This window comes from Clostridium thailandense (assembly GCF_019207025.1).
GTDB classification, from domain to species: domain Bacteria; phylum Bacillota; class Clostridia; order Clostridiales; family Clostridiaceae; genus Clostridium_AM; species Clostridium_AM thailandense.
On the sequence record NZ_JAEEGC010000004.1, the window covers coordinates 63,609 to 76,080 of the forward strand.

Consider the following 12,472-nt stretch of genomic DNA (forward strand, 5'->3'; position numbering starts at 1 on the left):
TAAATCTGATGATAGAAAGAGGTATAAATATGGTTAGTAAAGAAAAAATTTTAGAACTACTTAATACATTGCACGAGCATACAATGGCAAAAGATATTTTTGTACCAGTTTTAAAAAAAATGAAACTAGGCGGAGTTAAATTTACCGGTGGACCTGAGGAACAAGGAATTGACATAGAATACTATGAACTAACTGAACCTGAAAAACATAAGAGCTATGTAGGGATACAATTTAAAAAAGGTGACCTGATCTATAGTGGGAAGGGCTCGAAGAACTCGGTAAAAGAAGTGAAAAATCAAGCTGAAGAAGCTTTTGAAAAAGAAATCCATGATATTGATTTACATGGAACTGTTTACATATCTAGATTTGTTGTTGCAACTACTGGAGATATAAATGAAAAAGCAAGAACATTTATTGGACGGGCACGTCAAAAGGGCAATGATAGAAGAATAGATTACTGGATTGGTGATAGACTTGCAGAATATATACAGACTTACTGGATAACCGAATTTATGCAATATTTTCATATAAGTGAGGATGATGATAAAAATGAAGATGAAGAATTCGAAGATCATGTTGTAGATAGTGAGTATATTTATGAAAATTATAAAGACTTGATTAGCAAATGTGAAAGAGTAAGAGGAACCATTAGTGGTATGGAATTGGATATTTTGAAAATAATTATAAGATTAAAAGTATTTAAAGAAAACTCTAATGTTACTTTATCAGATTTACTTTTTGAGTTAGGTAAATCAGAAGACTATATAAGTAATGAATTAAACAACTTAGCTAGAAAACTAGAATATCTAGAATTTTATGAAAACGATATATATATAAAGGGTAAAGCAAGCTTTCTTGTTGAACTTGCAATGAAAATTATAGATGAGTTAATTGATGCTGAAGAAGAAACTGAGTCTGCTGAAGAGATATTTGATTCACTAATAAGTTAATCTCAATTGGTTTCAGAAAGTCTATTTTTAGGCTTTCTTTTTATGGACTTTAGTCTGTTGAGCGAAAGCGAAACATTAGCAAGTGGGACATATGCCCCACAAAAGTGCCAAGTATTACCTAAAATTTGTAACAATTTGTTTATGCCCCCCGAGGGTTTTAATGAGCGCAGCGAATCTGCTAATGGTGGTGATCTTCAAAAGTATATGCAAATGAGCTAGAACAGTTTAGAGGATTATCATACGTTTATATATTGAAATACCTTAAAGTATCAGCTAACAAAAAATTTCTGTCCAGCTTGGCTTGAAAAAATAGCCAAGCAACACCTGCGATACTAGGTCAAGTCCGGATAAGTGCACTAGTGTCGGAAATTCGAAACGTTAATAGCTGTTGACTAAAAAAGTGTAAGTATGTTCAGTTCAATGAAATTTAAAAAGGAGATAAAGATGAAAATACTAATAGATACAAAAGAAAATCAAGTTAAGATTGGAAGTGCTCAAATTAAGTACACTTATTCAAATAATCACTTATTCTTGCATACACGGGATATCTACTGCATCTCTAATGATGAGTATGAACTTAGTAATACTAAAAGTGATTCTTGTTTATATCAGCTTATAAAAGACGTGAAAATAGAGGAAATACCAAACAACTTATCAATTAGTTTTTTGAATATAAAAAACAATAAAACTGAACAACCTATGGAGAGAGTAATGATGCCTTTTCAGGTAGTAGAGTTTATGAAACATAACGATAATTTCTATGTTATTTTTTCTAGATTCCTTGATGACTATGAATGGGAAAGTAATTGGACTATAAATTATTACTTTGAGAGGTTAGAAGAAGTGACTAAAGATAATAGTGAGATATGGGTGAAAGGTGAGCATCCAACCTCTACGTACACAGAAGAGGAAAAATGGTTATTTATGAGAATAGATAATAGTATATTAGATATTAAATCATCTCTGGATGTAGCTTTAGCAAAATTGGATAATATAGAAAAAAAGTTAGAGGAATCATTTTATGGGTTAAGTGATTACACTAAATTGATTACAAAATGGGAAAAATGTATTGATGAGAAATCTGAGTCGTTTTGGCAGAAATTATTTGAGGAATATTGCTGGATATTAGCTCAATGTTTCTCTGACCCTAATATTATATTGCAACCGCAGGCATATGTTGGCGGAATATGTATTGATGGTAAGAAAGGAAATTATGTTGATTTTACTTATAAGAATGCTATAACAAATAGTATAAATTTAATTGAAATAAAGTCTCCTATTACGAAATTAGTAGGTAGAAAATATAGAAATACATACATGTTATCGAGTGAGCTTTCAGGAGCAGTAAATCAGCTAATATATTATAAAGATGAACTACAAAAAAGTTACTATCAAAATATTGATGAAAGCGATAATAAGAAAAGATATATGTCTAATAATCCAAAGTGTATATTGATTATAGGCAATTTATCTAAATTAAATGTAGATGAAAAAAAATGTTTTGAATTATTTAGAAATGAGTTAAGGAATATAATAATAATAACTTTTGATGAATTGCTATTAAAAGTAAAAGAAATGATGAGATTATTTGTAAAAGATAAACGTGATATCACACTTTATAGATAGCTCAAGTATCGAGTATGTAGAAGTAGATAAAAAATTAAATAATATATGCGGTTAAAATGGTGTGCAAATTTTTTAATAATTAGAAAAAGATGGTAATGTGGGTCTAGTTATATATTAATGACATAAATTATTTTTGAAGGGAACAAATTTGAATATGGAGCTATTATATGTATACATTAAAGAGTATGAGTGTTTCAAAAATGTTGATTTTCATTTTAGTATAAAATATAAATTTGAATTTAAATCTGGAAAATTAAAATGTTTTGAAAAAGAACAATCGAATATTACTGGTTTTTGGGGAAAGGGAATCACAAATTTAAATGTTATTGTTGGTGATAACGGAGCTGGTAAAACTACACTTCTAAAATGTATAATGGAGTGTATTACTTATGAAGGAGCATTTGCTAATGCCAGTTGTTTTTTTGTGTTTTTTGATAAAGTCAGCTCTAATATTAAAATTTATACATGTGGAATGGCAATTAATAGAGAAAATATAGAGAATAACATTGAAGGCCTTGATAAACTAGAAGTTTTTAATAATTCAGAGCGAAATGGATATTTAATGCCACAACTTAAAAAAAATAAATTGATTTTTTTAAATAATATGTTAGGTCATAGTGATTACTTATATGAGAAAGATGGACAAGTGCTTGACTTTTCAGTTGGCAGTTTGATAAGACAAGACTTCAAAAAAAAGTTTGAGAATAGACATATAGATAGCAAAGAAAATATATTAGTGAATTTTTTTAATAATGAAATTTATAGACAGCTAGAGTTTGTTTATAATTATAAATTTAATGATTTTGAGAACACAATTCCGTTTGAATTACCTAATAAGTTAGATGCATCGTTTGTAAATAACATAAATAATCTTAAAAACATTTATAATGAATTAAAGAAATATGGAGATGGATTTAGCGAAAATCTTACACCTGAAAAACAAGAATTTCATAAGAAGATAGAGAATATGGTATATTTAATTCATAATATAAGGGAAAGGAGTTTATATGAGGATGACAAAGAAAAATGGTGTGCATTAATGGCAGAAAATATAGTGTCAAATTCTATAAAAGAAATTACTGTTTCACCTATTGTACCATCTGATAGAGAAAAAGAATTAGATAGTTTTCTTGATGCATATGAAAGTTTAGATAAAAATCAAAATATATTATTCCTTTGTAATAATTTTCTTGATAATGTAGCAAAGAACTTAAATAAAAGAAATTCATTTTATAAAGAATTACTTAAGCCATATATAGATTTCATTAAATGGATAATACAAAACTATAAAAAAATTAATTTTGATTTTTCTAAAATAGGATTAGAACTATTACATTCACCATTATTTTCAATTAGAATGAGTGAAAATGACAAAAAAATATTTGAAGAATTTTTTAAACATTATCAAAGAAGCTGTATACCATTTTATTATTTGAATTTTAAATGGGGACTTAGTACTGGAGAGAATAACTTTTTAAGTACTTATTCTAGATTATATTCAACTTTAAAAAATGAATTAGATGGTGAAATAGGAGAAAAAGTTATAAATAATTTCGAAGATGGTGAGGTGGAATGTACTAATATATTATTACTTATTGATGAAGCAGATTTGTCTTATCATCCAGAATGGCAAAGTGCTTTTATCGATTCAATGCTAAGATTTTTACCCTCTATTTTTAGAGATTGTGATATCCAAATAATTTTAACCACACATTCTCCAATTATGTTATCAGATGTTCCAAAGAGTAATGTAATATATCTAAAGAAAGGTAGGAATGACTCTAATAATATACACAAAGAAACCTTTGGTCAAAATATATATACTTTATTTAATGATGCATTTTATTTTGGAAATTCCAAAGTCGGAAATTTTGAAGAGAGATATATAATAGGAAAATTTGCAAAAAATAAAATAGAAAAGGTAACTAATACTTTAAAAGATATTCTTAACCATCAGGGAAGAGAAGAAAGCAACTTAAAGATTGAGGAGGTAAAAGAGATCATTAGGTTGATTGGTGAACCGGTTATTAAGTTCGCATTAAACGAAAAATTGAAAGGAGTATTAGAAAAACTTGAAGAGCATAAATCTAATGAACTTCAAGTCTTAATGAAATCCTATGACAAGCTATCTTCTAATGAGAAAAAAGAATTAATAGAGTATATAATAGGAAAGGAGGTTTGATTATGGAGCTAATTTATCTATGGATAAATAAAACTCAAAACAATTTTATTAATAAAAGTGAAATATGTTTTAATAAAGCATACAAAATAACATTTGATAGTAAAATTAAGAACCTAAAAATTGATGTCAATGATTCTATATATAATATCTTTGAAAATAATGTCATTAGCAATGTTACTGCAATTGTTGGGAAAAATGGTTCAGGAAAAACGACTTTGCTTAATTACATTTACGATACAGATGTTATACCTAAAAGAAGTGAAGAGAGAGAAGAATATATTATTTCACATAAACAAAGAGAAGAAATTGATGAAACGCTTCAAATTTTTAGATTTAAAGAAAATAACAAGTGGAAAATAGAAATTTATCATAACTTTAATGATAATATAGAGTTAACTACTAAAAATGACGCTGTTGTTATTAATGTAAATGATAAAGATTATAATTTTGGAGAGATTTTACAAGATAGACAAGGTTTATTTTCAATAACAAAAGTATATTTAACCAATAGTAGTTATTATAAAAATCAAGGGTTTTCTTTGGAATATGGCAATACAAATAAAGTCTCATTAAATATTTCTACAATAGATGTGCTATCAAAAGACTTCTATAGAAAAATAGTGGGATTTCCTACAGAGGGAATTAAAGACAATATTTTTAATGGCTTGCAAGACATGATTATTTCAACGAAAAACCATCAGAACTTACAAGAGATATGTGATGTTATTTATTTTAATTATATTTTGAGAGAAAATAAAATATTTGGAATGAAAATACAGAAAGCATTCTCTATTACAAATGTTATTACTCCAACATTGCTAGAGAGGTTGCCGAACAAAGAGCCTTCTACATACACTTCTGGCAATGATTTTGTAGTAATAACTAAAAAGAAAATAGAAGAGTGGAGAGTGTTTTTTAAGAAATCTTCTGTTAGTTATAATAATATTATTGATGGACTATATTTAAACCTATTGTTTGAATTACATTTTTTAGATGAAAGTATTGGTAGTAAGTTAAGTACACTAAAATCTATTAATGATGTAAAAGAATATATTGATAAATACCTAGGTAAATGCAATGAAGAATATAAAGAGTATTACATATTAGCAGCAAATGAAATTGAAGAGTTTAATAGAATTATGGCTAATGTTTCTGAAATTGATAATATTTATCCCAAACATGATTTAGCTTATATTTATGGAAAAATTATAGATTATGAGAAGGATTCTGATTTGTATTTGAATTTTACAACATTTATTACAAAATGTGCTTTTAATGAAAGGTCTTTTATACTAAAATATATTAAGATTAATGGACTGGAAATGTCGTCCGGAGAGAGAGCTTATTTGAATTTTTTCTCTTGGCTAAACAGCTTGACTTTTTTAAATCATATTTCACAAGAGATAATTCAAAGTACAAATGAAAATATACTATTACTTATTGATGAAATTGAATTATATTGCCACCCAGAGTGGCAAAGAATATTTATTAAAAAATTATTGAATGAGATAAAACTTCAATTTACAGGTAAAAAAATTCAAATACTATTTACAACACATTCACCTATTACTCTTGGAGATATTCCTCATACAAATGTTGTTTATTTAGAGAATGGTAAAGTAAATGAAAAGGAAATAAAGACTTTTGGGCAGAATATTTATAATTTGTATAAAGACCCCTTTTATTTAGAAAGTGAAAAAGGATTGTTTTTTTATGATATTATGAAAGATGTTTCTAGAAAATTGGACAGTCTTATAGTTTCAGCTAAGCTTGGAGATAAGGTGGATTACAGCGATATAAAATACTACAATTATATTATTAGTATTATTGGTGAGCCAGTTATTAAAGCAACTTTAGAATCTAAACTTCAAAAATTAGAAAGTGAATATAAGTCAGAAAAATTAAAAAATATTATAAGCTATTATAATGAGCTATCGAAGGAAGAAAAAGAAAGACTAATTGAGCATATCATTAAAGAGCAGGAGGACAATTGATATGATAAGAATTGAGTTGTCTGGAGAAATAGAGGAGAAGCACATACAATATTTCAAAAGTAATATTATTCCTAAGCTTATAGATAGTAGACGTCGGTCTTATATTCATGACACATATAAAGCAGCCAATATGGTTAAAAAAGATTGTTTTCTTTTTAAGAAAAAGTTTATAAAGCAACATAATTATTTTATTGGATTTGTTAAAAATAAGTATAAAATATTTGCAGCAGGTAAACCGAGCGAATTAAAAAAATTGAAAGATCAGATATATAAATTATTTCCTCTGGTAATCAGTTTGATTAAATCTGGATATAAGAATAATAAAGATCAGATGTATGGTGAGTATTTATATAATTTATTTGGTTATGAAGATTTTAAAGTGAAAGATTTGTACTATTATATTAAGAAAAAAGCACAGGAGAACTCAAAAAAAAATAAGTATTGTAAAGAGGTCAGATATGAAATGGTTAGGCTTTTAAATTTTAATTATCCTAACCTAAATAAGGAAATTAATAATAGATTGTCACCAAGAGGAAAAGAATTATCTGCAAATGAGTTTGAAAAAGAATTTAGAAAGTTATCTGGAATTAATATTACAATGGATAACTTTAAACAAATAGATATCTTTAAAGAAGAATGGAATGATTATGCATTTATTATGGAGACTGGTATAAGGGTGTGTCCATATTGCAATCGTCAATATATAACTCCGGTTTTCTCAGATAACGGTAAAATGAGGGCTGATATTGATCACTTTTTATCTAAAAGTAAACATCCTTACTTTTCAATGTCATTGTACAATTTAGTACCAGTATGTAAGTCGTGTAATCAATCTTTAAAGGGGGCAAAAGAATTTGAATTTGATGATATAAATCCTTATGAGTACAATCTAAATGATTACTTCACTTTTAGAGCTGATGCTTTAACTAATGAAATATTAATTGATGGAATACATGTAAAGACTAAGGAAATAACAAAACATTTGAATACATTTAAAATAGAACCTCTATATAACTATCATCAAAATCAGATAGATGAACTAATTAAGAAGAGAATTGCATATCCGGAAAGCTACATAGAAAAATTATATAATGATAATAAGGATTATTTCAATGATGTGAGTGAGGTAAAACAGCTTATTATAGGATATATAAATGATAAGAGCAAGTTAAATGATGAAGCTTTCCTTAAATTACGACGTGATGTAGCGGATCAGCTTGGTTTTTTAAATAGTAAAATAGATGATGTTCAAATTGAAAAACTTAAGATTATATTAAATAAGAGAAGAAGAAAGTAGCAAATTACTTAGTAGAAATCCTTATATACAGCGATTAGCAAAACAAATTGTTAGCAAGGCGAACTTTTAGGTTCGCTTATTACCCCTGGGGTAGTTGTGAAGCATTGGTTGAACTTGCTATTTCTAAGTAATATAGAGCTTATACTTTTTTAACATCTGAGAAATATTGAAAATAGGAGATTTGAATGCTGCAGAAAATCTTAATGGTAAATTTAATTTAAAACAAGAATTCCAGAAGGGAGCACGGCAGAATCTACTTTTGCTTTTCAAAATTGGTGAATTTTTAAATGAGCATCTTAAATCAAAATTTGGAAAATATAAAGAATATGTGTTCTTATTTGTAAATTTGTAATATTGTGTTATCATTTATATAAGTCTACTTATTATTTTGTTTAAAGGATTTTAAAGGAGTAAGATGATGGCTACAAATGATAATACATTAAAAACATTAGGATTTATATATCAATCGTATATAGCTCTTATTAAATGTCTTGAGATGGATAAGGGTGATAAAGTAATTATAGAAAATTTAGGAGATGTAAGTTTAATTTCTGCCAAGGGCATTTCAGAGCAGATTGAAGTCAAACATCATTTTGGGACAACTAGTATTTCTGATAGAAGTGATGAAATTTGGAATACTGTTTGGAATTGGTATAACAATTATGATGAGTGTAAGGACATCCAAAAGCTAATTTTGTATACAACAGCCAATTTATCAAATAAAAATACATTTAATAATTGGAATAATAGAAAAATAGATGAAAAGTATGAGCTTTTTAAAAAGGTTGGGGAAGAGTTTAAAGGAGAAGAGGGCAGTTTTACAAAAATATACAACAAGATATTTGATAGTAATCATAGTAAATCAAATTTAAAAAGTGTATTAAAAAGATTTGAAATTAAACCTAAGCAAGAAACTATAAAGACAATTCTTGACAAGTATGAGAAAAATATTTTTAAATTTTTAGGTGATAGAGATAGAATGGATGAGTTTGTGTCAGCAATTATAGGTATATTAATGACACTTCCTATCAAGAGTAATTGTTGGGAAATAACATATGAAGAGTTTGATTCTATTTTTAAAAAATTTGCAAATAGATTTACAGGTACTAGTAGTATACCGCTTCCAACTGAATTTGAAGATTATGAAATTACTACTGTTGAAAATAACGAACTAACAGGTAAAAAGTTTATTGATGAAATAAATAGAATTGAATTGTCAAGTGAGTTAGCTGAAGCGATTACAAATTACAGCAGAACATATAAGACAATTATTAGGTATTTTGATTCTAATATTGTGAAATCAAAAGATTTAAAAGAATATAAAAAGGACTTAGGAAAGACATTAAATAATAAGCGGAATAAATACCGAATAATATCTAAAAAAGATCCTGAAAGTGTTATTAATAATTCTCAAATAATGTATTATGAATCAATGGAAATGGAGCTACAAAATATTAAAGGTATTTGTAATAATAGAGTTTTTTTTCAACAAGGTATGATGCATATTATAGTAGATGATGGTGAGCTTAAGTGGCATGTAGGAGATGAATAATGGCTATTTTACATATTGAAACTTTAATGTTTAATCCGATTTTTACGAGCAAAATAATTCAGTGTTTTATGACAGGCTATGAGAAAGAGTTGGATTTTAAAATGATTTTTTATATATTACCAGTTGTGATGTATAAGGACGCTAGAGAAAGATTAAATAGTGCACGAAGTGATAGTACAATATATTCCATATTTGCAAAGGAAATTAATTTTAAGGAGTATGGAACAAAATTAAATTCAAAGCTTTGTTTAAAGCATGTAAAATATGTGTTTGAAGATTATATTAAGATAACAAAGCAATCCATTATTATTTTAGCAAATCAAGAAAAGATTAGCATTTCTAATATTATAAGCTTACAAGAGAAGCTTCCTTATAATAAGACTCCCAATTTGATAAGAGATTATTTTAAAGCAGCATTTTACCTGGGAAAAATGTTGAAGGGTATGCAAATTGAAGAATTTGAAGACTTAATAGGTTTAAAATTAGATAAGTAGGTGATGATCATAAAAAGTTACATTGAAGCTATAATTTTGTTAAATGAAGAAAATGAAAGATATGTTGATTTGACCGAAGGTGTTAATATAATAACAGGAGAGTCGAAAACTGGAAAGAGTGCATTAGTTGAAATAATAGATTATTGCCTTTGCAGTTCAAGCTGTACTATTCCAAAAGGAAGAATTACAGAATTTGCGGATATATATTCATTAATTATAGTAATTAACTCTCAAAGGTATATAATTGCCCGTAAAGCTCCTTATACATATAGAAAAGAGATGTATATTTCTCGGATATCAGATAATATAAATTATAAGTCAATAAATATGAAGTTTTTTGAGGATTGCAAGTTTTATAATTATAAAGTTATTCAGAAACAAATTGAAAAACTTTTAGGCTTAAATGTTACAAATTTAAAGGATGATGGTGAAGAGAAAAAAGAATCAGCATCATTGAGAAACATGACATCATATATGTTTCAACATCAAAATTTGATGGCAAGCAAATTTGCACTTTTTTATAGATTTGATGATTATCAAAAGAAAAAAGATATAATAGAGCAGTTTCCAATATTTGCGGGGATAGTGGACCAAGAATTTTATTCAACGTTAATGTTAATAAATGCTTATAAAAAAGAATTGAAAAAGCTATTAGCTAATCAAGTAAGCAATGAGAAGATTAAAGAGGATATTAGAAATAACTTAATTGATAAATTTAAAGAATACTTTGCTTTATTGGGAAGAGAATTAAATGACAACCTAACATTGGATAGTTTGATTAACTTAGGAAATGATTTGCCTAATCTTAAAGATGAATATTCTTCAAGTGAAATTGTAACAAGGTATAATAAGTTAAAGAATGAAATAGAAGAATTAAGAGATAAAGAGGATATATTAAAAAGTAAAATTTCAAATTTAGAATCAGCAGATGAAAATAGCAGCTCATATATATCTTCTTTAGAAGTATTAAAACAAAAATCTGATTTATCTAGTGATGAAATTAAAGAGTATATTTGTCCGATTTGTGGACACGAGTGTGGCGATTTAAATGAGATTTCTATAGATGTTAAAGAAGCTACTAAATGGTTATCAGAAGAAATGAAATTGATAGATTTAAGTAACGATAATTTATTTGAAGAAAAGAGAAAATTAATTAAAGAAAAGGATAAGGTAATTAAAGAAATTAAGAGAAAATGGGCTCAAAAACGAAGTATGGAGAAAGAGTATTTGGAAAAAAGTTCAAGATATGATTTGGAGAATAAATTAAATTACAAAAAGATAGAAATTAAATTTTTAATTGAAACAATTGATAAGGGATTATTTAATTCTATAGATGAAGAAATAGTTGAACTTCAGAAAAAAATAGTACAATGTAATGAAGATATAAAAGCTTTTAATCTTGAAGAGTCCAAAGAGAATGCAAAAAATAGTATAAATAAAAATATGAACAGATTAAAAGTTCATTTAGATTTTGAAGAAGAATTTAAACATTATAATCTCTATTTTGATTTAGAAGAATTTGAACTTTCTTTGAGGGGTAAAAACAGAGGAGAAAAAGTAATTTTAAGTGAAATGGGAAGTGGTGCAAATTGGGTATCATGCCATATTGCTCTTTTTTTAAGTCTGTTAAGGTATTTTGCATCACAAGGAGAAAAATCACCGATGCCTACAATGATGTTTTTTGACCAACCAAGTCAAGTATATTTTCCACAAGACAATTTGGAAGATACTAAAAAGAGTAATATAGAAACTGAAAAGGATAAGCAGGCTGTAACAAAAATGTATAAAGTTATGTTTGATGAAATTGAAGATACATACAAAGATACAGAAACAAAACCTCAACTAATAGTTGTTGATCATGTAAATTACAGTACTATGCAGACGAAAAAAGAACAAGATTATTTCAAAAAATCCACAAGAAGAACTTGGAGAGGTATGGAGGCATTAATTTAATGCTGAAAAATAAAATATACATTAATTAGATTGAATGTAATCAAGGTATGTCTAGGTATCATAGGCGTCATTTGCTAAAATAGCGAATTCGCTGAGCTCATTAAAACCCACGGGGGACGTAAATAAATTTTTAACTATTTGTTTTGCTAAGATAGTTATAGACAAGCAACTTAATAAGATATTTTAAGTTATATAATCAATAAAAAATTGTTCTTTAAAAAGAGTAAGGTTAAGCGCGTTCACACCCATATAAGGGCATAAATGACCCAGTATACGAGGAGTAACGCTAGCACCTGCTCTAGAATGCAAACTAAGGAATGATAGAGGCACATAAGTTATGTACTCAGGGAGACATGGTAGGGTCAGCATTAGAGCTTTTTAGGTAAACACCTTTAAATTATTGGTAAAGGTGAACTTCTAATGG

9 protein-coding genes are annotated in these 12,472 nt (G+C 27.1%); all 9 read left to right on the forward strand.

The window, feature by feature from the left end; translation table 11 throughout:
- The first annotated feature begins 29 nt into the window (after positions 1-29).
- The 9 genes from I6U48_RS00885 to I6U48_RS00925 all read left to right on the forward strand — a co-directional run bounded on the left by I6U48_RS00885 (position 30) and on the right by I6U48_RS00925 (position 12,048).
- The gene (locus I6U48_RS00885) at positions 30-950 is read left to right on the forward strand and encodes a hypothetical protein (RefSeq protein ID WP_218318512.1); all 921 of its coding nucleotides are present in this window, start codon (positions 30-32) and stop codon (positions 948-950) included.
- A 444-nt stretch (positions 951-1,394) separates the two neighbouring features.
- Complete coding sequence (locus I6U48_RS00890; RefSeq protein ID WP_218318513.1) at positions 1,395-2,576, forward strand: Shedu immune nuclease family protein; 1,182 nt, start codon at positions 1,395-1,397, stop codon at positions 2,574-2,576.
- 154 nt (positions 2,577-2,730) lie between these two features.
- Positions 2,731-4,758, forward strand: coding sequence for an AAA family ATPase (locus tag I6U48_RS00895; protein WP_246615149.1), 2,028 nt, complete (start codon positions 2,731-2,733; stop codon positions 4,756-4,758).
- Positions 4,759-4,760: 2 nt separating this feature from the next.
- Positions 4,761-6,752: an AAA family ATPase gene (locus I6U48_RS00900; RefSeq protein WP_218318515.1), complete on the forward strand. Its 1,992-nt coding sequence runs from the start codon at positions 4,761-4,763 to the stop codon at positions 6,750-6,752.
- A gap of 1 nt (position 6,753) precedes the next feature.
- Positions 6,754-8,049, forward strand: coding sequence for an HNH endonuclease family protein (locus I6U48_RS00905; RefSeq protein ID WP_218318516.1), 1,296 nt, complete (start codon positions 6,754-6,756; stop codon positions 8,047-8,049).
- A 181-nt stretch (positions 8,050-8,230) separates the two neighbouring features.
- Complete coding sequence (locus I6U48_RS00910) at positions 8,231-8,401, forward strand: hypothetical protein (protein ID WP_218318517.1); 171 nt, start codon at positions 8,231-8,233, stop codon at positions 8,399-8,401.
- 66 nt (positions 8,402-8,467) lie between these two features.
- Positions 8,468-9,601 carry an ABC-three component system protein gene (locus I6U48_RS00915; protein ID WP_218318518.1) on the forward strand — a complete coding sequence of 378 codons (1,134 nt, stop codon included), beginning with the start codon at positions 8,468-8,470 and terminating at the stop codon, positions 9,599-9,601.
- Positions 9,601-10,095 carry a three component ABC system middle component gene (locus I6U48_RS00920; protein WP_218318519.1) on the forward strand — a complete coding sequence of 165 codons (495 nt, stop codon included), beginning with the start codon at positions 9,601-9,603 and terminating at the stop codon, positions 10,093-10,095. Before I6U48_RS00915 ends, I6U48_RS00920 begins: the two co-directional genes overlap by 1 nt.
- Positions 10,096-10,131: 36 nt before the next feature.
- Positions 10,132-12,048, forward strand: a complete 1,917-nt coding sequence (locus I6U48_RS00925; RefSeq protein WP_218318520.1) for a DUF3732 domain-containing protein — start codon at positions 10,132-10,134, stop codon at positions 12,046-12,048.
- The last annotated feature ends 424 nt before the right edge of the window (positions 12,049-12,472 follow it).